Source organism: Erythrobacter sp. KY5 (genome assembly GCF_003264115.1).
Classification (GTDB): domain Bacteria; phylum Pseudomonadota; class Alphaproteobacteria; order Sphingomonadales; family Sphingomonadaceae; genus Erythrobacter.
On record NZ_CP021912.1, the window covers coordinates 2,666,006 to 2,689,663 of the forward strand.

At 60.9% G+C, this 23,658-nt stretch carries 27 protein-coding genes and 1 other RNA gene; 15 read left to right on the forward strand and 13 right to left on the reverse strand.

Annotation, left to right across the window (positions count from 1 at the left end; translation table 11 throughout):
• Window position 1: 1 nt before the first annotated feature.
• The gene (locus tag CD351_RS12770; RefSeq protein ID WP_111992992.1) at window positions 2–151 is read right to left on the reverse strand and encodes a DUF2256 domain-containing protein; all 150 of its coding nucleotides are present in this window, start codon (window positions 149–151) and stop codon (window positions 2–4) included.
• A 134-nt stretch (window positions 152–285) separates the two neighbouring features.
• A complete protein-coding gene (locus CD351_RS12775) occupies window positions 286–1,743 on the reverse strand; it encodes a leucyl aminopeptidase (RefSeq protein WP_111992993.1) in 1,458 nt (485 codons plus the stop codon).
• 172 nt (window positions 1,744–1,915) lie between these two features.
• On the opposite strand from CD351_RS12775, the gene CD351_RS12780 reads away from it, so the two are divergent.
• The 5 genes from CD351_RS12780 to CD351_RS12800 all read left to right on the forward strand — a co-directional run bounded on the left by CD351_RS12780 (window position 1,916) and on the right by CD351_RS12800 (window position 8,240).
• Complete coding sequence (locus CD351_RS12780; RefSeq protein WP_234027131.1) at window positions 1,916–4,243, forward strand: LPS-assembly protein LptD; 2,328 nt, start codon at window positions 1,916–1,918, stop codon at window positions 4,241–4,243.
• A gap of 232 nt (window positions 4,244–4,475) precedes the next feature.
• Window positions 4,476–5,822, forward strand: coding sequence for a peptidylprolyl isomerase (locus CD351_RS12785; protein WP_111992994.1), 1,347 nt, complete (start codon window positions 4,476–4,478; stop codon window positions 5,820–5,822).
• Between the two features lie 22 nt (window positions 5,823–5,844).
• Complete coding sequence (gene pdxA / locus CD351_RS12790; RefSeq protein ID WP_234027132.1) at window positions 5,845–6,876, forward strand: 4-hydroxythreonine-4-phosphate dehydrogenase PdxA; 1,032 nt, start codon at window positions 5,845–5,847, stop codon at window positions 6,874–6,876.
• Entirely contained in the window at window positions 6,869–7,696 is an 828-nt protein-coding gene (gene rsmA / locus CD351_RS12795; RefSeq protein ID WP_111992996.1) for a 16S rRNA (adenine(1518)-N(6)/adenine(1519)-N(6))-dimethyltransferase RsmA, read from the forward strand. Before pdxA ends, rsmA begins: the two co-directional genes overlap by 8 nt.
• A 157-nt stretch (window positions 7,697–7,853) precedes the next feature.
• Entirely contained in the window at window positions 7,854–8,240 is a 387-nt protein-coding gene (locus CD351_RS12800; RefSeq protein WP_111992997.1) for a PilZ domain-containing protein, read from the forward strand.
• Window positions 8,241–8,318: 78 nt separating this feature from the next.
• Here CD351_RS12800 and CD351_RS12805 read toward each other — a convergent pair whose 3' ends face one another.
• The gene (locus CD351_RS12805) at window positions 8,319–10,415 is read right to left on the reverse strand and encodes a malate synthase G (RefSeq protein ID WP_111992998.1); all 2,097 of its coding nucleotides are present in this window, start codon (window positions 10,413–10,415) and stop codon (window positions 8,319–8,321) included.
• 129 nt (window positions 10,416–10,544) lie between these two features.
• On the opposite strand from CD351_RS12805, the gene CD351_RS12810 reads away from it, so the two are divergent.
• The 4 genes from CD351_RS12810 (at window position 10,545) to CD351_RS12825 (ending at window position 14,461) form a co-directional block, all read left to right on the forward strand.
• The gene (locus tag CD351_RS12810) at window positions 10,545–11,750 is read left to right on the forward strand and encodes a hydrolase (protein WP_111992999.1); all 1,206 of its coding nucleotides are present in this window, start codon (window positions 10,545–10,547) and stop codon (window positions 11,748–11,750) included.
• The gene (locus tag CD351_RS12815; RefSeq protein WP_111993000.1) at window positions 11,747–12,763 is read left to right on the forward strand and encodes an arginine N-succinyltransferase; all 1,017 of its coding nucleotides are present in this window, start codon (window positions 11,747–11,749) and stop codon (window positions 12,761–12,763) included. The genes CD351_RS12810 and CD351_RS12815 overlap by 4 nt, the downstream gene beginning before the upstream one ends.
• Complete coding sequence (locus CD351_RS12820; protein ID WP_111993751.1) at window positions 12,760–14,049, forward strand: N-succinylarginine dihydrolase; 1,290 nt, start codon at window positions 12,760–12,762, stop codon at window positions 14,047–14,049. The genes CD351_RS12815 and CD351_RS12820 overlap by 4 nt, the downstream gene beginning before the upstream one ends.
• Window positions 14,050–14,179: 130 nt before the next feature.
• Complete coding sequence (locus CD351_RS12825; protein ID WP_111993001.1) at window positions 14,180–14,461, forward strand: hypothetical protein; 282 nt, start codon at window positions 14,180–14,182, stop codon at window positions 14,459–14,461.
• A 7-nt stretch (window positions 14,462–14,468) separates the two neighbouring features.
• Here CD351_RS12825 and CD351_RS15760 read toward each other — a convergent pair whose 3' ends face one another.
• The 4 genes from CD351_RS15760 to mscL all read right to left on the reverse strand — a co-directional run bounded on the left by CD351_RS15760 (window position 14,469) and on the right by mscL (window position 16,444).
• On the reverse strand, window positions 14,469–15,209 hold the full coding sequence (locus CD351_RS15760) for a hypothetical protein (RefSeq protein ID WP_162627722.1): 741 nt from the start codon (window positions 15,207–15,209) through the stop codon (window positions 14,469–14,471).
• 23 nt (window positions 15,210–15,232) lie between these two features.
• Window positions 15,233–15,611: a transfer-messenger RNA gene (gene ssrA, locus CD351_RS12830) on the reverse strand.
• A 65-nt stretch (window positions 15,612–15,676) separates the two neighbouring features.
• Window positions 15,677–15,892, reverse strand: coding sequence for a hypothetical protein (locus CD351_RS12835; RefSeq protein ID WP_234027133.1), 216 nt, complete (start codon window positions 15,890–15,892; stop codon window positions 15,677–15,679).
• A 111-nt stretch (window positions 15,893–16,003) separates the two neighbouring features.
• The gene (gene mscL / locus CD351_RS12840) at window positions 16,004–16,444 is read right to left on the reverse strand and encodes a large conductance mechanosensitive channel protein MscL (RefSeq protein ID WP_111993003.1); all 441 of its coding nucleotides are present in this window, start codon (window positions 16,442–16,444) and stop codon (window positions 16,004–16,006) included.
• Between the two features lie 179 nt (window positions 16,445–16,623).
• Between mscL and CD351_RS12845 the strand changes: the two genes are divergently transcribed.
• From CD351_RS12845 to CD351_RS12865, 5 genes are all read left to right on the forward strand, one after another.
• The gene (locus tag CD351_RS12845; protein ID WP_111993004.1) at window positions 16,624–17,226 is read left to right on the forward strand and encodes a LemA family protein; all 603 of its coding nucleotides are present in this window, start codon (window positions 16,624–16,626) and stop codon (window positions 17,224–17,226) included.
• 14 nt (window positions 17,227–17,240) lie between these two features.
• The gene (locus CD351_RS12850) at window positions 17,241–18,107 is read left to right on the forward strand and encodes a YgcG family protein (RefSeq protein ID WP_111993005.1); all 867 of its coding nucleotides are present in this window, start codon (window positions 17,241–17,243) and stop codon (window positions 18,105–18,107) included.
• Between the two features lie 3 nt (window positions 18,108–18,110).
• Window positions 18,111–18,785, forward strand: coding sequence for a TPM domain-containing protein (locus tag CD351_RS12855; protein ID WP_111993006.1), 675 nt, complete (start codon window positions 18,111–18,113; stop codon window positions 18,783–18,785).
• A 63-nt stretch (window positions 18,786–18,848) separates the two neighbouring features.
• Window positions 18,849–19,400 carry an NUDIX hydrolase gene (locus CD351_RS12860; protein WP_111993752.1) on the forward strand — a complete coding sequence of 184 codons (552 nt, stop codon included), beginning with the start codon at window positions 18,849–18,851 and terminating at the stop codon, window positions 19,398–19,400.
• A 39-nt stretch (window positions 19,401–19,439) separates the two neighbouring features.
• On the forward strand, window positions 19,440–20,222 hold the full coding sequence (locus CD351_RS12865; protein WP_111993007.1) for an SDR family oxidoreductase: 783 nt from the start codon (window positions 19,440–19,442) through the stop codon (window positions 20,220–20,222).
• 222 nt (window positions 20,223–20,444) lie between these two features.
• Here the strand turns inward: CD351_RS12865 and CD351_RS12870 are convergent, their stop codons facing one another.
• From CD351_RS12870 to CD351_RS12880, 6 genes are all read right to left on the reverse strand, one after another.
• A complete protein-coding gene (locus CD351_RS12870; protein WP_007164804.1) occupies window positions 20,445–20,657 on the reverse strand; it encodes a PspC domain-containing protein in 213 nt (70 codons plus the stop codon).
• A 189-nt stretch (window positions 20,658–20,846) separates the two neighbouring features.
• The gene (locus CD351_RS15885; RefSeq protein ID WP_007164806.1) at window positions 20,847–20,957 is read right to left on the reverse strand and encodes a hypothetical protein; all 111 of its coding nucleotides are present in this window, start codon (window positions 20,955–20,957) and stop codon (window positions 20,847–20,849) included.
• A gap of 40 nt (window positions 20,958–20,997) precedes the next feature.
• Complete coding sequence (locus tag CD351_RS15890) at window positions 20,998–21,108, reverse strand: enoyl-CoA hydratase (protein ID WP_199797875.1); 111 nt, start codon at window positions 21,106–21,108, stop codon at window positions 20,998–21,000.
• Window positions 21,109–21,542: 434 nt separating this feature from the next.
• A complete protein-coding gene (locus tag CD351_RS15970) occupies window positions 21,543–21,677 on the reverse strand; it encodes a thermonuclease family protein (protein WP_369880815.1) in 135 nt (44 codons plus the stop codon).
• Window positions 21,678–21,680: 3 nt separating this feature from the next.
• Window positions 21,681–21,911, reverse strand: coding sequence for a thermonuclease family protein (locus CD351_RS15975; RefSeq protein ID WP_234027135.1), 231 nt, complete (start codon window positions 21,909–21,911; stop codon window positions 21,681–21,683).
• The gene (locus tag CD351_RS12880) at window positions 21,908–22,264 is read right to left on the reverse strand and encodes an excalibur calcium-binding domain-containing protein (RefSeq protein WP_199797876.1); all 357 of its coding nucleotides are present in this window, start codon (window positions 22,262–22,264) and stop codon (window positions 21,908–21,910) included. The genes CD351_RS15975 and CD351_RS12880 overlap by 4 nt, the downstream gene beginning before the upstream one ends.
• A gap of 293 nt (window positions 22,265–22,557) precedes the next feature.
• Here CD351_RS12880 and CD351_RS12890 point away from each other — a divergent pair, with 293 nt between their 5' ends.
• Window positions 22,558–23,610 (forward strand): recombinase family protein, encoded by a 1,053-nt coding sequence (locus tag CD351_RS12890; RefSeq protein WP_111993009.1) that lies wholly within the window; start codon window positions 22,558–22,560, stop codon window positions 23,608–23,610.
• Window positions 23,611–23,658: the final 48 nt, after the last annotated feature.

Below are 23,658 nucleotides of genomic sequence, written 5' to 3' on the forward strand. Positions count from 1 at the left end.
TCTACGATACCGTCTTATTCCGCTTGCAGCGCTCGGAACAATAGCGAACGTTGTCCCAGTCGCGCTCCCACTTCTTGCGCCAGGTGAAGGGAAGCCCGCAGGTTTCGCAGATTTTAGAGGGAAGATCGGATTTCTTCCGCATTTTGCTCATGTGCGCCTCAAGCGCCGGCGCGCGCGTCCGCGCGCTTGGCTTTCCTCGCTCACGCGGCCCATTGGCCGCATCGCTGCGGACGGGCGGTCGCCCTTGCGGCCCTGCGGGCCGATATCGCAGCCCACGATCACTTCTTACTCCACGTTGTCCGCGATGAATTGATCGATCAGGCGCGCGCCATAGCCGGTTGCGCCCTTGTCGTGTGCATGGCCAGGTTTGTCCGACCACACCATCCCGGCAATGTCGCAATGCGCCCACTTGGTGCCCTTCTTGATGAAGCGCTGAAGGAATTGCGCGGCAGTGATCGAACCGGCACCGCGTCCGCCGATATTCTTCATGTCGGCAATCGGGGAATCGATAAGCTTGTCGTAAGCCGTACCAAGCGGCATCTGCCACAGCTTGTCGTTCACGGTCTTGCCGGCACTGACCAGCTGTCCGGCAAGATCGTCGTCATTGGCGAAGACGCCGCCATGTTCGTTGCCAAGAGCGATGATCATTGCGCCGGTGAGCGTGGCGAAATCGACAATGTGTTCGGGATCGTACTGCTCCTGTGCCCAGTGAAGCGCATCGCACAGGACGAGGCGACCTTCGGCATCGGTGTTGAGCACTTCGATCGTCTGACCGCTCATCGAGGTCAGCACGTCGCCGGGGCGGATCGCGTTACCATCAGGCATGTTTTCGACAAGTCCGACCACGCCCACGACATTGGCTTTCGCCTTGCGACCGACCAGCGCAAGCATGCCGCCTGCGACCGCAGCCGCGCCGCCCATGTCCCACTTCATGTCTTCCATGCCGGGTCCGGGCTTCAGCGAGATACCGCCGGTGTCGAACGTCACGCCCTTGCCGACGAAGACGGTTGGCTTCGCGCCTTTCTCGCCGCCATTCCAGCGGATTGCGAGAAGGCGGGATTCGCGCCCCGATCCCTGACCAACGCCAAGCAAAGCGCCCATGCCAAGCTCTTCCATCTCGGCTTCGTCCAGCACGGTGAGCTCAGCGCCAGTGCCATCGAACATCTTGCGGCAAACCTCGACGAAGCTTTCCGGGTAAAGGACATTTGCAGGCTGGGTAACGAGCATGCGGGTGAAGTCGACGCCCTTCGTCCTGGCCAGCTCACGGTCCCATGTTGCGAGCGTGCCTTCGGGTGCGTTGATAACGTGCACCTTTTCGAGCGAGACCTTTTTCTCCTTCGCCAGTTTGGTGCGATAGTCGTCCATCGTCCAGCTTCGCATGCAAAGCCCTGCGAGAGCTGCACCGGCTTCCTCAGCATCTTCGACAGCGCCTGCGAGGTCGAGCACCATGTCGGTTTCGCCCGAGCGCAGATATTTCGCCGTCAGCGCAGCGCCGGCGCGCTCAAGGTTCAATCGACGGTTGTCCGCGCCCGCTTCTCCCGCACCGGAAATGGCAAGACGACGCAGTTCGCCGTCAACCTTGGCGAAGCCTTCGAAGACCTGCCCCGGCTTGCCGCGGAACCGTGCAGTAGGCGCACCTTCTGCCAGCACCTCTTCCACGCCCTCAAGCCCGTCGCCCTCATTGACGATTTGCACATGAAGTCGGACGTTGTCGGGTGCGCTGTCGGTGAAATTGATCTGCATGAGGGCTCCGCTTGTGATTTGCCGGAAAAGGCTCAGCCAAACTGGCTGCTAATAGGGCGTTTGCGACACGGTTGATCCTGCTTTCAAGAGCAGTTCTGGAATGGCGATTGCGATTAGGCCTCAGCGGTGCAATAGGCAAGCCATGTCCGAGGGTTCGAGGGTCTGCGTAGGCATGAGGCCGTTTACAGTGTCGCGCAACATGACCAGCCCTTTGGCGCTGGCAGCTTCGGCTGCGTGTTTCTCGGCGATGCTCGCGGCGACGCCGGTTCACGCTCAGGATGATGCGCCGCTCCCCGGTCAGGCGATTTCTCAGGCCGATCCCGACGCACCGCCGCCACCGCCCACTTTCGAGAATGACGACCCGCCCAGTCTTGCACCGGAATTGCCCGAAGAAGGCGACAAGATCGCTTTCGAAGCAGAGCAGGTCGAATATGACAGCGAGGCCGACTTTCTCACCGCTCGCGGCAATGTGATCGTGCGATCGGACCGCGCGTCGGTTCGGGCGAACGAGGTGACTTGGGACCGGGCAAGCGGTGCGATCATCGCGCGCGGAAACGTCCGCTTCGTCGATGATTCGGGCAACCAGATCTTTACCGAGACCATCGAGCTGAACGACGAGTTCGAAGCAGGCGCGATGGACGACCTGCTGCTCGCACTCAGGGCAGGCGGGCGGCTTGCGGCAAGGTCGGCAGACCGTGCGCAGGATGGCACGGTCCTGCTGACAGATGCCGCATACACAGCCTGTGCGGTCAGTGATGAAGCTGGATGCGACAAAGACCCGTCCTGGCGCATCACCGCCGAACGGGTGACCTACGATCCGGATGAGGCGCGTGTCAGTTTCGAAGGTGCGATGCTGGAGCTGTTCGGCGCGCGCATCCTGCCGTTGCCGGGTCTCGCCATCCGTACCGATGGCGCCGCAGAAAGCGGGTTTCTGGTTCCCAACGTCCGCCTCGACCAGGTCAACGGGCTTGAGCTGTCGGGCGAATATTACTGGCGGCTTGACGATAACAAGGATTTGACACTGGGCGCGCGGGTTTATTCCGACGTTGCGCCCATGGCGACCGGCCAGTTCCGCCACCTCACCGAAAAAGGCGCGTACCAGATCACCGGTTATGCGACCTCAAGCCGCCGTGTCTCGAATTTCGGAGCGACACCAACCACGCAAAGCGACCCTCGCGGGCACCTGTTCGCCAATGGCCGGTTTCAGTTCTCGCCCGAATGGAGCCTGACCGGATCGGTTCGCCTGTCGAGCGATCGCACCTTCCTTCGCCGCTATGACATCAGCCGCGATGATCGGCTGCGCTCGACGATCAATCTGGAGCGGATTGACGACCGCTCGTATCTCAGCGTTGCCGGATGGGCGACACAGACCTTGCGGATCAACGCCGAGCAAGGGCAGGTTCCGCTAGCGGTCCCGGCGATCGACTATCGCTACAATATCGAAGATCCGCTGCTTGGCGGCAATCTTCAGCTTCAGGCGAACTCGCTAAGTCTTGTTCGCAACGAAGGGCAGGATACGCAGCGCGCCTTTGCCGGGGCCCGGTGGGATTTGCGCCAGCTGACCGGGCTTGGCCAGGTGGTGACCTTCACCGGCCTCGTTCGCGGCGATGTCTACAATACCAATGACACGCTTTCGACGCTGACCGCTTCGTATCGCGGAGACGAGGGTTGGACGACGCGCGGCGTAGCGACCGCTGCGGTCGATATCGAATGGCCATTCGTTGGCGAAGCGTTCGGCGGCACGCAGGTCCTGAAGCCCCGCCTGCAATTCGTGGCCGCCCCGTCGATCCGCAACCTCGCCGTGCCGAATGAAGATGCGCGCGCGATTGATCTTGAGGATTCCAACCTCTTCGCGCTCAACCGCTTTCCAGGATATGATCGCGTCGAGGAAGGGTCGCGCGTGACATGGGGCGTCGATTGGGAACTGACCAAACCGGGATGGCGCGTCAAAACCAATATCGGTCAGTCCTTCCGCGTGACCGAAACAGACCAGTCGATCTTCCCCGACGGTACCGGATTGTCTGAACGCGTTTCGGATTTCGTCGGCAGGACCGAGGTGCGTTATCGCAACTTCCTCGCCTTCACTCACCGTTTTCGCGTCGACAAGGACAGTTTCGAACTACGCCGCAACGAGATCGACGCGACCATCGGTTCGCAGCGCAATTATGTCGAGGTTGGCTATCTGCGCCTGAACCGCGACATTCAGACGGTAGAGGATTTGCGCGACCGCGAGGAAATCCGTGCCGCGGGGCGCTTCACCATCGGTCGGCACTGGTCGATGTTCGGATCGGGCGTCTTCAACCTGACCAGCGCGGCCGAAGATCCAATCTTCTCGCCCGACGGGTTCGAGCCGATCCGTACGCGCCTGGGTATTGCCTACCGCGACGACTGCATTGAATTCGGCGCGACCTGGCGGCGTGACTTCATCACGGCGGGCGATGCCGAGCGTGGCAACTCGTTCCAGCTGTTCTTCGCGCTGCGCAATCTGGGCTTCAATTAGGTCGCCAATCGCGCCCTCCCCGATTACTGGACCCCGGTGAATTGGCAGCGCGCAAAAAACGGGTTAAAGCGCGCCTCGACTAACCTCACTCAGCTAGCGTTAAGCCGGGAGCGTGCAACGGTTTGACCATGTTGAGGCCGCACTTCGGGCGGCAACAGATCCAGGTCGCGAGCGAAACGGGACGCATGACGACCGCACGCATGAAAACAATTCGGGATTACGGGACGTGACGTTGAAGGTATTTGCTTCCATTCGAAATTCAGTAGCTGCGCTTGCTCTTGCAGGGCTGGTAACAGCACCTGCCGCCGCGCAGACGACAGCGGTGCCAACGGCTGACAATCCGCTTGGCATTCCCGAAAACTTCACCGTTTTCGGCAGCGAGAACCCGAACGAGCGTTCTGCGACCGCTGTGGTGAACGGCTTCGTGATCACCGGAACCGATATCGACCAGCGCGTAGCGCTTGTCACTAACGCGTCCGAAGTCGAGGTTTCCGAAGCCGAGCGCCAGCGTCTGCGCGTTCAGGTGCTGCGCAACCTGATCGACGAAACGCTCAAGATTCAGGCAGCAGCCGCACAGGAAGTCGGCGTCGAACGCGCGGAGGTCGAGCAGACCTATCAGCAGCTCGCCGCGCAGAACTTTGGCCAGAACCCGGAGCGCATGGACGAATACCTCGCCTCGATCGGTTCCTCGCCTGCCGCGCTCAAGCGCCAGATCGAGGGTGAAATTGCATGGGAAAACCTGATCCGCCGCAACATCTCGCCCTTCGTCAACGTGTCCGCAGAAGAAGTGAGCGGTGTTCTCGAGCGGCTCGAAGAGGCGCGCGGCACAGAGGAATATCGCCTCGGCGAGATTTACATGAATGCGACCGAGGAAAACCGCGAAGCGGTGATCCAGAATATGCAGCGGATCATGGAACAGCTTGAGGCGGGCGGCAGCTTCGTCGCCTATGCGCGCCAGTTTTCCGAAGCCTCCACCGCGGTTCAGGGCGGCGACACCGGTTTCCTGCGCCTCGCGACCCTGCCCGGCCCGATGGCCGATGCAGCCCGCCAGATGCAGCCGGGCCAGCTTGTCGGCCCGATCGCGATCCCGGGCGGCTTCACCATCATCTACCTTATCGACCGCCGGCAGGTTCTAACCGCCGATCCGCGCGATTCGGTGCTTAACCTCAAGCAGATCTCGATCGCTTTCGCACAAGGTACTTCAGAAGCCGAAGCGAACGCCAAGATCGAGGAATTCGGCCTTTTCATCCAGTCGCTTCGCAGCTGTAACGAGGCGGAAACCGCACGTTCGGTTCTGGGAGCGACGGTTGTGACCAACGACCAGATTCAGGCGCGTCAACTGCCCGAGCAGCTTCAGAACATTCTTCTGAACATGCAGGTCGGCCAGACCACCCCTCCCTTCGGCAGCGCCGAGGAAGGTGTGCGCGTTCTGATGCTGTGTGGTCGCGATGAGCCTGAAGATGCGGGCACCCCGACCTTCCAGTCGGTTATGAACAACATCGAGAGCGAGCGCATCAACAAGCGCGCACAGCGTTATCTGCGCGACCTGCGTAACGACGCGTATATCGAGTACAACTAAACCGGTTGTGGGGGCACAAGGATTGACGCGCGATACAGTGGCAGGCGCTCCGCTCGCGATTTCGCTGGGGGACCCGGCGGGGATCGGTCCCGAGATTATTCTTGCCAGCTACCAGCGATTGCGAGGTGCGCAGCGCGCTTTCTTCGTGGTGGGCGGCGCTGATGTCCTTCGTGCCGCCATCGACAATGCCGGGCTGGATTTCGCAGTCGTCCCGATTGAGGAACCCGGCGAAGCGACTGAAGCCTTCGCAAAGGGCCTGCCGGTTATCGCTGGTGCAGACGCGGTCTATTCGCCCGGTGCACCCGATGACGACGGGGCCGCGCTCGCGCTGCACTCGCTCGCCGAAGCGACACGCTGCGTGCTGCTGGGACAGGCTGCCGCACTGGTGACAGCCCCGGTCAGCAAGTCGCAGCTTGCCAAGGTTGGCTTTGAGTATCCCGGACAGACCGAATTTCTTGCCGAAATCAGCGGACTTGCTCCTGAAGATGCCGTCATGATGCTGGCCGGGCCTTCCTTGCGCACTGTCCCGCTTACGGTCCACTGCGCGCTGGCGGATGTACCGGGATTGCTGTCGCAGGAGCTGATCACCCACAAGGCGCAGATCGTTGCCGATGGGCTGAAACGCGACTTCGGGATCGGGCAACCGCGCATCGCCGTTGCGGGCCTCAACCCGCATTCAGGCGAGAACGGACAATTCGGCGATGAAGAATCGCGCATTATCGCGCCTGCCATTTCCACGCTTCAATCGGATGGCCTCGATGTGACCGGCCCTGTTCCCGGTGATGCGCTTTTCACGCCGGTGATGCGCCGCAACTACGACGTGGCGCTGTGCATGTATCACGACCAGGCACTTATCCCCTTGAAGGCGCTTGAGTTCGATCAGGGGGTCAACGTAACGCTCGGCCTGCCGATCATTCGCACTTCGCCTGATCATGGAACCGCGTTCGATATCGCTGGATCAGGCCGGGCGAACCCCGACGCCATGATCGCAGCGATCGTAATGGCGAGCGACTGTGCGCAAGCGCGTTCGGCGCGACAGACTTCCGGTGCCTGACCTCCCCCCGATCCGGGAAACGATTGCAAGGCATGGTCTTTCCGCGTCAAAGGCGCTGGGCCAGAACTTCCTCCTCGATGAGCAATTGCTGAGCCGCATCGCAGCGCTTCCGGGCGATCTCACCGGTGCGCGCGTGCTCGAAGTCGGGCCCGGTCCGGGCGGCCTTACACGCGCGCTCCTGCGTGCCGGTGCCCGCGTGACCGCTATCGAGATGGACCGCCGTTGCCTGCCTGCGCTGGAGGAACTGAGCGAAGCCTTTCCCGGTCAACTGACCGTGATCGAAGGCGATGCGATGAAGCTTGACCACGGCGCAATCATGGAGGGCGAACCTTTCCACGTCCTGTCCAACCTGCCCTACAATGTCGGCACGGCCTTGTTCGTGAAGTGGCTGTCGGGCGCAGAATGGCCGCCGCAATGGAGATCGCTCACCTTGATGTTCCAGCGCGAAGTGGCCGAACGGATAGTGGCCCAGCCCGCCGGCAGCGCCTTTGGCCGTCTCGCCGTGCTCGCGCAGTGGCGCGCGGTCGCGAAGCTGGCAATGAAAGTCCACCGCAGTGCGTTCACCCCGCCACCCAAGGTGATGAGCGCCATCGTCCATGTTACGCCTGTCGATGCCCCGGCAGACGTGCCGGCCCGAACGCTTGAACGTCTGACCGAAGCCGCCTTTGGCCAGCGCCGCAAGATGCTGCGCCAAAGCCTCAAGAGCGTACCGGGCGCTCTTGACGCGTTGCGCATTGTCGGGATCGAGGAAACGCGCCGTGCCGAAACCGTGAGCGTGGACGAGTTTGTCGCCCTGGCAAAAGCTGTCGGAAAAGCCTGACCCGCGATCTGCAAAGCCTGACGGTTTGGTTAAACCTCTGGTTAATTTGAGGTAATCACGCTCGCTCACTTCCTGGTCGCAAATACAGGAGCAAAAGTGGATCTTCGGGATCGCGTGGGGCAGCCAGCCGGTGCCTCTCGTCTTGCAGGAGAAGCCTATGAGTAGCCTCGCAAATCGTCAGCAAGCCGCAGAGATCGAGCGCCGCCGAGCAGGGCGGATGCTGGTCGAGATTCCGGTCGGCCTTCGAACCGTGAGCGGCGTGCGTGATTGCAAGATTGCCAACATCTCCGACGCTGGCGCGAAGCTCGAACTGGACGATCCTCCGCCGATGGGCGTTACCGGCTGGCTCGTGATGGGCGAGGATGAGGTTTACTGCACGGTCGTCTGGACGAACGAGACTGCCTGCGGGGTTGAATTCGAATTCGTCCTGCGCCCCGGAATGATGGCCCGCCTTGCCGGCGAACGGGCAAAGGAGGTCGGTCCGGCAGCCGACCGGGGGAATATCCAGATGGGACGCAAGCGCTCTGCACTGGTGTCGCGCTGACCACTGCGCGCCATCAATTGCGCCAGCTACGGTAGAAGCGATGGCAGTGCAGTTGAGGAGCGCAAAGCGCCCGAAAGCTCAGCCTGCCTTCTTGACCTGACGCCAGTGGTGAAGCAGCGGTTCGGTGTAACCGCTGGGCTGCTCCACACCCTTGAAAATCAAGTCCTTCGCCGCACTGAAAGCGGGCTTGTCCTCGTTGCCGATCAGCGGCTCGTAGAACGGATCGCCTGCATTCTGCTCATCGACCTTGGCGGCCATGCGGGTGAGCGAGTCCATCACTTGATCTTCGGTCACGACGCCGTGAAGCAGCCAGTTGGCGATGTGCTGGGATGAAATGCGCAAAGTGGCGCGGTCCTCCATCAGGCCCACGTCATTGATATCGGGCACCTTTGAGCACCCAACGCCCGCATCGACCCAGCGCACCACGTAGCCGAGCAACCCCTGGCAATTGTTGTCGAGCTCGTCGCGAAGCTCGTCCTGCGACCAGTTTGCGCCCTCGGCGAGCGGGATCGTCAGCAGCGTGTCGAGGCTCGGGATTTCGCCCAGCCCCTTCTGGATCACGAACACGTTTTCCTGATGGTAATGCAGTGCGTGGAGCGTCGCGGCGGTAGGTGACGGCACCCATGCGGTGTTCGCGCCTGCGCGCAAGTGGCCGATCTTCTGTTCCATCATGTCGGCCATCATATCGGGCGCGGCCCACATGCCCTTGCCGATCTGCGCCTTGCCCGAAAGGCCATGTCTCAAGCCGATCGCGACATTGCGCGCCTCGTAAGCGGCGAGCCAGTCCGAACCCTTCATCGCGCCTTTGCGCATCATCGGCCCGGCGCGCATCGAGGTGTGAATCTCGTCGCCCGTGCGGTCGAGGAAGCCGGTGTTGATGAAGACGATCCGGTCACGCACGGCGTGGATGCAGGCGGCAAGGTTGGCGCTGGTGCGGCGCTCTTCGTCCATGACGCCGACCTTGATCGTGTGGCGCGGCAGGCCCAACAAATCCTCGACCGCATCGAACAGGTCGTTAGTGAAGGCGCATTCTTCCGGCCCGTGCATCTTGGGCTTCACGATATAGATCGAACCGTGCTTGGAATTGCCGAACTTCGCATGGCCTTCGACATCGAGGGCGCTGATCGCGCTGGTGAAAACGGCGTCCATGATGCCTTCGGGGACTTCGTCGCCTGAGGGTAAGCGGATCGCCGGATTGGTCATCAGGTGGCCGACATTGCGCACGAACATCAGGCTGCGGCCTGACAGCGCGTGCTCTGTGCCCGAATTGTCCTTGTAGGTCTTATCGCGGGCGAGCTTGCGGGTCAGCGTCCTGCCGCCCTTCTCGAAGCTCTCCTCCAAATCGCCGCGAATGATGCCGAGCCAGTTGGTGTAGGCGGTGAGCTTGTCCTCGCCATCGACCGCTGCGACCGAATCCTCGCAATCGGCAATGGTGGTCAGCGCGGCTTCGACATTGATGTCGGCGATGCCCGCCTTGTCGGTCTTTCCGACCGGGTGGTCGCGGTCGAAGACGACTTCGATGTGAAGGCCATTGTTCTTGAATAGCAGGCCCTTGTCAGTGTGGCCGACCCACTGGCTTTCATCCTTGAGCTTTCCGTCATGCTCGTCCGCAAGGTCGGCCCAGCTCTGGTCAACCAGCGGAAGCGCCTGATCCAGAAATTCGCGTCCGCGCGCGATCACGGCGGCACCGCGCTCCTCGTCATAGCCTCCGGGACGGGCGGGCGGCGCATCGAGTGCGTCGGTGCCGTAAAACGCATCGTAGAGCGAACCCCAGCGCGCATTGGCAGCATTCAGCAGGAAACGCGCATTGAGGATCGGCACCACCAGCTGCGGGCCTGCCATGGTCGCGATCTCGGCATCGACATTCTGCGTTCTGATCGTAAAATCGCCCGGTTCGGGTACGAGATAGCCGATCTCTTCCAGAAACGCGCGATACTCGCCTGCGTCATGCGGTTTGCCCGCGCGCTCGGTATGCCATGCGTCGATCTTCGCCTGCAATTCCTCGCGCTTTTCGAGCAGTGCCTTGTTGCGCGGAGCAAAACTGGCAAGCAGCTGAGCAAAGCCTTCCCAGAAGGCGCTCGGATCGCGGCCAAGCACGGGAAACACTTCCCGCTCAAGCAGATCGGCAAGCCGCTGGTCGACCTCAAGGCCGGCGCGCGTGGTGGTATCGCTCATAAATGTCCTCGTGACTTGAAGAGAGGTTAGCCAAGTCCGGGGGAGGAGAACGCGGCTGCATATGACGCGGGGACGAGGGTTTTGCAACGCCTTGGACTTAGAGATTTCCGCCGCTAGAGGTGGTTTCCAATGAAACCTCGAAACTCCGATCAAATCGACGCCCGAATTGACGCAGGGGCAATGCTGGATCAGGTCCGGTCGTGGTGCGAAATCAACACCGGAACCGCAAATGTGGATGGCCTTGCAAAACAGGCCGCCATTCTGGCTGAGGCTTTCTCAGCTTTGCCCGGAGAGGTCGAACTGGTCGATCCTGCGCCGGTCACGGCGATTGCCGCTGATGGCAGCGAATTTGAAAAGGCGCACGGCCAGCACCTTGTCCTGCGCGTGCGTCCAACCGCCAATCGCCGCATCCTTTTGACCGGACACATGGACACCGTTTTTCCGGCCGATCACCACTTCCAGAAGCTGACATGGCTCGAAGATGGCGTGCTCAACGGCCCCGGCGTTGCCGACATGAAGGGCGGAATCGCGGTGATGCTGCACGCGCTGATGGCGTTCGAGGAGACGGCGTCGGCGGGTTCGCTTGGCTATGACGTGATGCTCAATTCGGACGAGGAAACCGGATCGCTCGCCAGCGCGGACCTCATCGCGGAAATGGCGCGCGGGAAGCTCGCCGCGCTTACCTATGAACCCGCCGCCTTGCCCGATGGCACGCTTGCCCACGCGCGCGGCGGGACGGGGAACTACTCGATCACCTTCTCCGGCAAGAGCGCGCATGCGGGTCGCAACCCGCATGAAGGGCGCAACGCGATTGTGGCGGCTGCCGATCTGATCCTGAAACTGAAAGGGTTGGAACGCGAGGACATCACCGTCAACCCGGCCAAGCTCGAAGGCGGCGGCCCGAACAACGTGGTGCCCGATCACGCGATCCTGCGCTTCAACATTCGCCCCAAAAGCACCGAGGCGATGGAAGGATTCGACAAGGATTTGAGCGCCTTGCTCGGCGCTATTGAGCGGGACCATGAGGTTTCCACCCATCGCCATGGAGGCGTCACCCGCCCGCCCAAGCCGGTCGACGAACAGGCGCAGAAGCTGTTCGACCTTGTTCGCGAATGCGGGGCGGAGCTTGGCCAAGTGATCAACTGGCAATCAACCGGCGGCGTGTGCGATGGCAACAATATCGCAGCCTGCGGTGTGCCCGTGGTCGACACGATGGGCGTGCGCGGCGGCTCAATCCACTCCGCAGACGAATTTCTGATTACCGACAGTCTCGCCGAACGCGCCGCGCTTTCAGCGCGCGTGATCGATCGCGTATCTCAGGGGGCCCTGAATTGACTTACCGCCTGCGCGCTGCGCGCACATCCGACCTTGAACATCTTTACGAGATGGCAAAGCTGACCGGCGGAGGGTTTACCAACCTGCCACCCGACCGCCCTGCCCTCACGGCCAAGCTTGAGCGCGCAGAAGAAGCGTTCGCCAACACCGAAGAAGAGCTGGCGGATGAACAATTCGTGCTGGTCCTTGAAAACCTCTCGACCCGCAAGGTCGTGGGCACGTGCCAGCTGATGACCAAGGTCGGTCAGCAATGGCCGTTCTATTCCTATCGCCTCACCACGCTCACTCAGTATTCGCAGGAGCTCGACCGGACGGTCCGCGCCGAATTGCTCAGCCTGGTCACAGATCTTGAGGGATCGAGCGAGGTTGGCGGGCTGTTCCTTCACCCGAATGAACGTGCAGGAGGCCTAGGCCTTCTGCTTGCACGCAGCCGCTATCTCTTCGTCGGGATGCACCGCAAGCGCTTCGCCGACCGCATCCTTGCAGAGCTTCGCGGGATCATCGACGAGCGCGGCGGATCGCCTTTCTGGGACGGGGTTGCCGGACGCTTCTTCGGGATGAGCTTTCAGGAAGCAGACTATTTCAACGCGATCAACGGCAACCAGTTCATCGCCGACCTCATGCCAAAGCACCCCGTCTATGTCTCGATGCTTTCCGAAGACGCGCGCAGCGTGATCGGGGTGCCGCACCCGACGGGCCGCGCCGCGATGCGGATGCTCGAGAACGAGAATTTCCACTATGACGGCTATGTCGACATCTTCGATGGAGGGCCGAGCATGGTTGCGCGCACCGATGAGGTCACTAGCGTCAAGAACTCGGTCGAGGCCAGGCTGGTCAGCTGCGACCTTGGCGAAGGCGAGCGCGCGATCCTTGCCACCGGGCGGCTTGAGACGTTCCGCGCCTGCTACGGCGCGCGCCAGCTCGATGGCGAAGGCGGCGTGGCCATCGACGCGGCGGCAGCGGATGCTCTCGATGTTAGCGAAGGCGACACGGTGTGGAGCGTGGCGCGATGAGCCCCAAAGACCTCAATCTGCGCGAGATCAATTTCGACGGGATCGTTGGCCCTTCGCACAATTATGCAGGCCTCAGCCTCGGCAACATCGCCAGCGCGAGCCACAAGGGCGACCCATCCTACCCGCGCGCCGCTGCGCTTCAGGGTGTGGCGAAGATGCGCGGCAATCTGGCGCGACTAGGTGTTCAGGGTTTCCTGCTGCCGCTGCCTCGCCCCAATGCGCTGCTTGAAAACGTACTCGCCTATGACGGGACCGAAGCGCCGCAATTGCGCGCCGCTCCCTGGTCGGCGTCCAGCATGTGGACCGCGAACGCGGCCACCGTATCGCCAGCCCCCGATACGAAGGATGGCAAGTGCCACCTGACCGTCGCCAACCTCATCACCATGCTCCACCGTGCGCAGGAGTGGCCTGACACATTGCGCCAGTTAGACATCGCCTTTGGCGACCCGGATCATTTTGTCGTCCACGGCCCCGTTCCCCCCACCTTCGGCGATGAGGGCGCTGCCAATCACGGGCGTTTCTGCGAGGGTCATGGCAGCGAGGGCGTCGAACTTTTCGTCTACGGCAAGACCGGCGGCAAATTCCCCGCGCGCCAGCACGAACAGGCCAGCCGCCTCGTCGCTCGCAAACACGGGCTCGATCCGGCAAAGTGCGTTTTCGTGGAGCAGAACCCGGCGGCGATCGAAGCGGGCGCGTTTCACAATGACGTCGTCTCGGTCGTCAACAAGCGTGTTCTCTTCACGCACGAGGAAGCATTTGCTGATCAGCAGGGCGCCTATGCCGCGATCCGCGCGGCCTTCCCGGCTCTTGAGGTCGTGGAAGTGCCATCCGCTGCGGTCAGCCTTGAAGAGGCGATCCGCACATATCTGTTCAACGCGCAGCTTGTGACGCTACCCGACCCCGGATCGGCGTCCGGGGCAGGCGGCGGCATGGTTCTAATCGTGCCCGAAGAATGCCGCGAAAGCCCAAGCGTCTGGGCCTATTGCGAGCAGATGATGGCCTCCAACGGCCCGATCCGTGAGGTGATCCCGGTCGATGTCCGCCAGTCGATGGCCAATGGCGGCGGTCCCGCCTGCCTGCGCCTCCGCGTGGTGTGCGATCCGGCGACTGTCGATCCGCGCTTCATGCTGGACGAGGCCAAGGCCGACCTTCTCGAAAAGGTCATATCCGAGACGTGGCCCGAACAGATCGACCCGGCTGATCTGGGAAGCGCTGCATTAACCTCGCAGGTGGTGGCCGCTCGCGAAGCACTGCTCACCGCGCTCGACCTGGGCGAGCTCAAGTAATCAACGTTAATGCGTTTGCGTGCGCGCGTCGGATGCGCTTACACTCCTTTCAACGTTAACCACCGCCGTGCGCCGGGTTTGGAACTTGGCACGAGGATTGCTGGTTTACGGATTAACGATTGGAGTTGTGATGCTGCGAAAAATCGGAAGGCTGTTCGTGATCAAGAATCGCTTCGAAGCGTTCGTGATCATCTACGCCCTGGCGCTTGGCGCAACCGCGCGCGGCTCGGCCTATCTCGATCAATATCCCAGCTACTGGGGCGAAGCGCTTTTCCTTGCCGCCTGCACCGCGGTCCTGCTGGCGGGCGCGGCCATTCTGGATTCGCTCAAGGCGAAGAAAGAGCTGGAAGAACTGAAGGCGCAGATCGAGGCGCAGAACGCCTCCGCTCCGCCCTCACCGCCCACGCGATAGGGCGCCGTCACTCAGCCGAATCGAAAACCGGCTCGCCATCCTCGTCATATCGCGGCAGCAGCACGACATCGTCTGGGTTGTCGACCACCAGTGTCACCTGCTTGCGACGAAAATCGCGGCGCGCGCCGATTAGCACAGGCTCAAGCCGCGGCTGGCCTCTAACAACGACCCGGCGATTGCGGAAATAGGTGCGTAAGGTCGTAAGCGAGGGCTCGATCACTTCGCGCTTGCGGCCTCCTTCAACGACGATCTCTGTACCTTCCGTTTCAGCGGAGGCGTGCTTGATTTCTCCGCCCACCAACGGCTCCGTTACATTAAGGATGTCGTGGAACGCCTGTTCGTCAAGTTCGATGATGATGAGATCGGGGTGAGTTCGCCCGCCGCGCAAACCTGGGATTCCACCCACCCGGCTTCGCCCCGCAACGTTGAGGCCTGCTGCTCCTAGAAGCGCGACTTCGATCAGCGGATTGTCCTCGAAATTCATCGAGAGCAGCTGAAACTTGTCGCCGCTGCGTCGGACCGAAACCACGTCCATTATGACCGCCATATCACCGGTGTCGCCCGGATTACGCTGCCGCGCGGCACGCTGAAAGGCACCGGGCTTCTTGCACTCAGCCGAACACACATCGCGCAGGCGCGAAAGGTATTCCTGATAGGTTTCAGCGATGGCGGGGGATGGCGCTGCGAGCGCTGTCAAAGCGGCGATACCGAGAGCCGGCAGTCCGATCTTGGCAAACACATTCTTCACGGCAGCGACCTTTGCAAAATGTGAGTGGGGGTTTCTGTTGCTAGCTACCCCCGGAGCCCCGGAATCCGCTTCTGTTGCCCGGTGGGTCCAACCGCGCTTAGCTTTGTAAATTCAGACCGTTAGGCCTTAGAATTACGCTGCAACTGCGAGTGCTTCGTTATCGTTGGCACTTATGAGAATGAGCCTATTACGGGTTACTCAGCCCGAGCAAAAACTACGCTTTTCAGCCCACGTCGATCCTAGTTCGGCCCCGTCAGAAATCCCGAAAAACCGGGTTTTGTGGTGGAGCCGCCGGGTACTGCCCCCGGGTCCGTTGTGCCTATTGCACGCAGCAATTTATCGCCATAGTCCGCCGAAGCGAACGCAAGGGATATAGGGATTACGGACCCAAAAGAAAAGGGGCAGACCACCTAAGGCCTGCCCCTTTTCGTTAACGTTTCAACGCGCTTGCGGCGTTGTCGCGGGCGTTAGCCGACCGTGTCCACTTCGTCAGCGGCATCGTCGATCGCGTCTGCCTTGTCTTCCATCGCATCTTCCTGCGCTTCGGTCGGCATGTCTTCGGCCATATCGTCGACGGCGTCAGCGCGGTCTTCCATCATGTCCGACTGCTCTTCATTGGGAGCTTCGGCACATGCACCAAGAGCGAGAGTTGCCGCAGCGGCTGCAAAAATAAGGGTACGCATCATCAATTCCTTTGAAAATTAACCTTTGAGACCGCGCACTCTTCCCGCGCGTTCAAGGGCATCAATCCACGGACAGGTCCGATGGTTCCATAATTCCGGCGAAAATGTGGCCTATTTTTTCAGGCTGTCGCGGATTTCGGTCAGCAACTCGATCTCGGTCGGGCCTGCGGGTTCCTCGGGAGCCGCTTCCTCTTCCTTCTTTGCGATCTGCTCCATGATTTTCATGGTGTACCGCACCAGCAGGAAAATGATGAAGGCGAGGATCAGGAAGTTGATGATCGCCGTGACGAAAGAGCCATACCCGATCATCGCTGCGCCCGCCTCTTTCAATGCAACGTAATCGTCCATCGCGCCTTCATATCCCTCGGGAACGTCGAGGAGGATGAAGTAACGCGAAAAATCCGCCCCGCCGAAAATTGCGCCGACAACAGGCATTATGACCTCGTCGGTCAGCGATTTCACGATGGTTGCAAAAGCGCCGCCGATGATGACAGCGACAGCCAATTGCATGACGTTGCCCTTGGCGATGAATTCCTTGAAATCTGACAGCATCTCTGGTCCCCTCAAAAGTGCGTTTCAGGACGGCTTGTTGCAAGATGGATCGACTTTGCCAAGCGCACGGCCCAAGCTGTACCCGGCTTGAAAGCGGGCCGAGGTGCGCTATATGACTAACACAGGATATGTCGCGCCATCCCATCCCCATCTTCGGCGCGAACCTAGGAGGGACACTGATGAATCTTGCAAAGTTTGGGCGCGCCTTTGTGGTGGCCGCCGTTTCGTTGACGCTGGCCGCTTGCGGGATCAACTCGGTCCCCGCTGCCGAGGAAGAGGCGAAGGCCAAGTGGGCCGATGTCGAAGCGCAGTTCCAGCGCCGCGCCAACCTCATTCCCAACCTTGCCGAAATCGTCCAGGGCGCTGCGGAGAATGAGCGCGCAATCCTGACCGAAGTCACCGAAGCGCGCGCCCGTGCCACCAGCGTCAACATCTCCGCCGATAACCTTGGCGATGCCGAGGCGATGCAGGAATATGCCGCTGCGCAAGGCCAGATCAGCCAGGGCATCGGACGTCTGCTCGCAAGTTTCGAGGCTTATCCGAACATCCAGTCCAACCAGAACTATCTCGCATTCCAGAGCCAGTTCGAAGGGACCGAGAACCGGATCGCTGTCGCCATTCGCGACTATAACGAGGCAGTGCGCAAGTATAACACGACGATCCGCACCTTCCCCGACACGATCGGCGCGAACATCATCCACGGCGCAGAGCCGCTTGAACCCTACACTTCGGTCACCGAAGGCGCAGAGGTTGCACCGCAACTCGACATGACGTCGAATTGATCGGGGGTAGCCCGATGGGCTTTCTACGCCAGATCCTGTTGATCATCGCAGGTGTGGGGGCGCTGGTCGCGTCCCCCGCCCTTGCGCAGCCGGAATTTCCCGCGCTGACGGGCCGCGTGGTCGACAATGCGGACCTGCTCTCGCCTGTGCAGGAAGCGGAGCTTACCGCCAGGCTCGAAGCGCTGGAGACACAGTCGCAGCGCCAGCTGGTGGTCGCGACGGTTCCTGACCTTCAGGGCTATGACATTTCCGATTACGGCTATCAGCTGGGCCGCGAATGGGGCCTTGGCGATGCGGACCGCAATGACGGCGCGCTGCTGCTGGTGGCGCCTAATGAGCGCAAGGTCCGGATCGAAGTCGGCTACGGGCTTGAAGGCTATTTGACGGACGCGCTTTCGGCGCTGATCATCCAGAACCAGATCCTCCCGCGTTTCCGCGATGGCGACATGCCGGGCGGAATTGTCGCAGGCACCGACGCTATCGTCGCGCAACTGCAGCTGCCGCCCGACGAGGCCGCGCGCATTGCGCAGGAGGCGGGTGAGACCCGCAAGAGCGATGGTGGCTTCCCGATCGGCGCGCTGATCTGGATGGGTTTCCTCTTTTTCTTCTTCATCCTTCCCATTATCCGCGGCTCGCGCAGACGGCGCAAATACAAGTCGAAGGGCAAAGGCCCCTGGGGCAAGCGCCGCGACGATGACGACGACGACAGCGGCTTTGGCGATGCTGTCGGCAATATCATCCTGTGGGAGATCGGCAGCGCCATCGCTCGCGGCGCCATGTCCGGCGGCGGCGGCGGTGGAGGCGGCGGCTGGAGCGGCGGCGGAGGTTTCTCCGGCGGTGGCGGCTCTTTCGGAGGCGGCGGCGCCTCGGGAGGCTGGTAAACCATGGCCTATTTGAACGACGCAGAACGCAAGCAAATCTCCGACGCGGTCGGGGCCGCAGAGCTCACCACGGCGGGTGAAATCGTCACCGTGCTCGCCGATCGCAGCGACGGATACAGCGACGTCGCGCTTTGGTGGGCAGTGGGCGCAAGCTTTACCGCGATGAGCTTGTTTGCCGCCCTCCCCACCCCGTTCCTCGACCTCTACGACGCGCTGATCGGCGGGTGGAGCCATGAGTGGACTACGGGCGAACTTGCCAGCATGACCATCGCTCTTGGCCTGATCACCTTCATCGCGGTGCTCGCTATCCAGCAGTGGCAGGCGCTCAAATTTTGGATGATCCCCAACCCGGTCAAGACCGCGCGCTGCCATGCGCAGGCGATCAAGCACTTCAAGGTCGGCGCGGAACGCCGCACGCATGGCCGCACGGGCGTTCTCATCTACCTCTCGATGAGCGAACACCGCGCCGAGATTGTCGCCGACGATTCCATCGCTGAACTGGTCAATGCAGAGGTCTGGGGCGAAGCGATGGGCGACATGCTCAGCCATATCAGGCGCGGCCACATCGCCGATGGCATGGCCGCAGGCGTGCGCGATGTCGGCTTTGTCCTCTCGCAGCATTTCCCGCGCGGCGAATTTGACGAAAACGAGCTTCCCGACCGGCTGATCGAAGTCTAAGCCTTCTCGGCAATGACTGACATCCCGACACCCGACTTCCCGAAACCTGATTTTGGGGCGCTCGTGCGCGACAAGGACGCCGACGCCAGCGAGGAAGCCGTCTGGGAAGGCCGCTTCATCACCACCAAGACCCGCGGTCGCTGGGAATATGTCGGGCGCTCGCGCGGCATCCGCGCCGCTGCGATCATGGCGATTGACGAGGATGCGGACGGCACGCGCCACGTTTTGCTGGTCGGGCAATACCGCGTGCCGCTGGGCCGGTTTTGCCTCGAAATTCCCGCTGGCCTTGTCGGAGACGACGACGGCAGCGAAGACGAACACGCTATCGAAGCCGCCAAGCGCGAGCTTGAGGAAGAGACAGGCTACGCCGCGTCCGACTGGACCAATCTTGGCGAGTTTTATTCCTCACCCGGAATGGTGACGGAAAGCTTCACCCTGCTGCGCGCGCGCGGCCTCACCAAGGTCAGCGAAGGCGGCGGGATTTCAGAAGAGAATATCGAGGTGTACCGCGTGCCCCTTGATGGCCTTGCCGATTTCGTCGCCAGGTGGCGCGAGGCAGGTCACGGGGTCGATGTGCGCGTGGCGATGCTTATGACGCCCGGTTTCCTTACCTAGGGCTTCTGGGGCTGAGAAATTTTTGGGAGAGACAATCACATGACTAAACGCTGCGAAGGCAAACTCGCCCTCGTCACCGGCGGTGCGCAGGGGCTTGGCCGCGCGCATTGCATCCGGCTCGCACAAGAAGGCGCGCGTGTGCTCGCCACCGACATTAACGGCGACGGAGCGGCGGAAACCGCCGAGATCGTCAATGCCGAGATGGGCGAAGGCACCGCGTTCAGCATCGCGCACGATGTGACCGACCCGGACCAGTGGGAAGCCGCCGTCGATGCCGCACGCGAGCAGATGGGCGGGCTCAACGTGCTCGTCAATAATGCCGGGATCGGCGTGCCCGGCAATATCGAGGAATGCGACTTTGGCGACTGGCAGCGGTGCTTTTCGATTAATGTCGATTCGATCTTTCACGGGTGCCAGAAGGCCCTGCCGCTGATGCGCGAACATGCGCCCGGCTCGATCATCAACATCTCGAGCATTGCCGGCCTGATCGCGAGCGATACGATGCCCGCCTACAACGCTTCAAAAGCGGCGGTGTGGATGCTGTCGAAATCGATCGCGCTGCACTGTGCGAAGAAAAACATGCAGATCCGCTCGAACTCGGTTCACCCGACCTTTGTCGACACGCCGATCCTCGACGGCACCGCCAAGGCGCACCAGCTCGACAAGAATGTGCTGATGGAAAAGCTTGCGCGGCAGATCCCGCTTAAATTCGTGGGCGAGCCCAACGATATCGCCAATGCAGTGGTGTACCTCGCGAGCGACGAAAGCCGCTTCATGACCGGCGCCGAAATCAAACTCGATGGCGGCATCAGCGCTATGTAGGATTGCGCGGGCCCATCCGGGCCCGCGTCCTCGCTAGACGTGCTCCGCTTCGCTGCGCACCCGCTGCGGGCGGCCGGTCGGCCTTGCGACGCCTGCGGCGTCGAATTTTCAGGATGTTAGCGACAAAAACAAAAGGGGCCCATGAAGGCCCCTTCCCGGTTTTCTCAGATGTTGGGCGTGGCTGGCCCGAAAACCGGGTTCAGCTTTGCGGTGCCACGCTCGTCAGTCCGCGATCAGTGCGATTGCGAGATAGATCAGGATCGGGAAGCCGATACCCAGAAGGGTGCACACGACAAATCCCAGACGCCAGACCAGCGCATCGACACCCGACCAGTTCGCAAGGCCTGAGCAGACGCCGAACAGTTTGCCATTATGCTTGTCGAGGCGAAACTTGGTGGACGGCGGACCAGCGTTGTTGTTGGTCAGATTGCTCATGCGAGGGCTCCTGTTGCGAAAGTGAGAACGGCGGGGCTTGCGGGTTGAAAAGCGCCTGAAACGGTCGGCACCATCAAGACCGCGGTGATGATCAACGAACCGACAGCGGCAACGGCGCTACGCACACCCTGGCTGCCGGAGAGTTCGAAGAAAGAGTACATTCGTGTTGGTCCTTTTAAAAGAGTGGGCTTAGGCAATCGCCGGGCTGCCGGGGATAATCGCGTAAGCAAAGACGCCGGTGGAAATCACGACCGAGAAAACGGCGGCGAAAATGCGGGTGGCGGTGTCACTGGTAAACATGATGAGGGGGTCCTTTGTGTGTGCGCCTGGCCGGAATTGATCAGGCAAGCGAGGGGGTGGCGGGAACGATTGCGTATGCAAACATCGCGGCGGTCACGATCAGCGAGAAAGCGGCTGCGGCGAAACGGTTCGAGAAGTCGGTAGCGGTCATTGGTATTATGCTCAGTCTGGCATTATGCCGAGTAGCATCGTGAAGTAGCTAGTTTTCATGCGTAAGTCCCCAGGTGGCTCAGCATAACTTGGCGATCTATGCTGCTTTGGGCCCATCATTGTAATGGTCTAAGTCGATGCAACCGTGTGACAGAGTCGAGGTGGGTAGCGCCCTGTGCACTAATCGAGCAGTACGGGTTTCTCATCTTCGCAGCGTTTTGGGAACTCTGGCGATTAGCTCTCAGAAATTCCTTTTCCAAATTAACTCCGGAACGAGGAAATAGAATCGCTCCCGACGAGCAAGACTATTGCGTGGACTGCGAAGATCATTCTTTGTTGGTCCTCAGCGAGTGACGGGCTAACCTATTGATCGACCTCCACTGGTTACCGCCAGCGGGGTCATTTCTTCTGAGCCCTCGTAAACTCTCGAAGCAGCTAGCACCACGGCTCGCGGCGGCCAGACCAAGTTCGAGCAACGCCAGCACGCACCATCTGGTCGCCAATCGATCCCCGCGAATTCGTGACAATCGCGAGCGTCCGGCCATAGCGATCGGTACCTTGGCGGATGATGTTTTAGCGCTCTGAATTGAGAAGGGTCACAAGCCTATTGCGTGCGCGCACCGCTAGCCGGCGCTCGCTTTCGCAGGCCCCGTCGAGTTCTGGTGTATCGATGTCGGCAATGCGTATCCGTTCGCGCTCTACGATAAAGCTGTCGCCATCATGGACGCATGTGATCCGCACCCCTGAGGGAGGACAGATCCCGGTAGGAGAGCTCGCTGCCAGGATGGCGAGAAGGAAGCTCATCGCTCGCACCCAATACCGTCGTTGTCGCGATCTAGATGGCGCCCATAGCCAGGCTGGCCTCGTTGAACCGGCGCTGCACCGGCAGCTCGGGCGGCAGCGCAATTTGGATAGTATACTTCGCCGCTCGGGGTCCTAGTCGGTTTGCTACTAGAAGGAGCGCGATGGCAATGTCGACCGCCATTCTTGCGATCATTGTGGCACCCATCAGCGGCCGTTCGGCCAGGATGCGCGGATACCGCTGAAGAGGCGAGAAACACGACGATACCTATGAGCATGGCCACTTGAACGATCAGCAGGAACGCGAATTCTGCTTTCGCAATCCATGGAGTTCTCGTTTTACCTCGACCGTCCATGTCTTTCTCCCCCCTCACTCGCTCTTGGTATCTCGCCTGAATGCCCAGACCAGCGTGGCTGTAGCCGAGATAAGAGCTGCAACAGCAGTGATTAAAGTCGCGTCAATTTCCAGCATTTCTGCCTCCTTCGACAACGGGGTAACCAAATAGGTTATCTGTAGGAAAGCAGTTTTTGCGGGGTGAAGGAGGCACTCGTATTCGCACAGCCGCATAAATCTCCGCATCCAGCGCTAGCGTCTTCTCCGCAGATCGCAACGGCGCGATGGCTCGAAAAAAAATGTCGGAGATTGTCAATGGGTATCGAAACTATCGCACCGCTGAAACGGTGCGCAATCTACACCCGCAAGAGCACCAATCAGCGCCTTGAGCACGACGTGAACTCGCTGGTGACGCAGCGCGAAATCAGCAGCGCATACATTACGAGCCAACAATATAAAGGCTGGGTCGAGCTACCGAACCGATATGACGATGGCGGTCATTCGGGGAGCGGAATGGATCGCCCTGCCCTCTCGCAGCTCATGCAGGATATCGAAGCGGGAGAAATCGACGTGGTCGTCGTCTACAAGATTGATCGGCTAACGCGCAGTCTCGCCGACTTCGTCCGAATGATTGAGATCTTCGATCGGCGTAACATCGCGCTCGTGTCCATCTCACAGGCATTCGACACTTCCGACAGCATGGGCCGGATGATCCTCAACGTGCTGCTAACTTTCTCGCAGTTTGAGCGTGAGCTGATCGCGGAAAGGGTGCGCGACAGCATCCGCACCCGCAAACGGCATGGCAAGATGCATGGTGGCCTGCCGCCATTTGGCTACATTGCCACCCCTGACGGTCTCAAGATCGACGAGCCAGAAGCGGAGATCGTCCGGTTCATCTTCGACGAGTTCTTGAAAACGCGGCGCTACACCAAGGTCATGACCGCGGTGCGCGAGCGCAGATATTGTAGCTCTGTCAAATACTCGCCGCGCGGCAAGCCGCGTGGCGGAACTGCGATATCACCGAGCACGGTCTACGCTATCGTCCAGAATCCGATGTATGTCGGAGAAATTCGCGGGCACGATACGACCTATCCCGGAGAGCACGAGCCGCTCATCTCGCGCGATATCTGGGACGAAGCGCAGATAATTTGCCAGGAACGCAAAAAGCGCAGACCTCACAATCGCGACACTGACCACTTCCTTGCCGGCCTACTTTGGGACGATCTTGGGCGCCATATGCGGCTCGACCTGAAGTGGCATTGGGGCAAGTTCTATAAAACTTACGTCTCGAGCAACGCCATCTGGTCGCAGAAGCTATTTCTCCGGCAGTATCGTGCGAGCGCCGACCAGCTTGATGAGGTTGTTTAGGCGGCAGTCGCAGCATTCCTGTGCGATCGCATCAAGCTACGGAAGGCT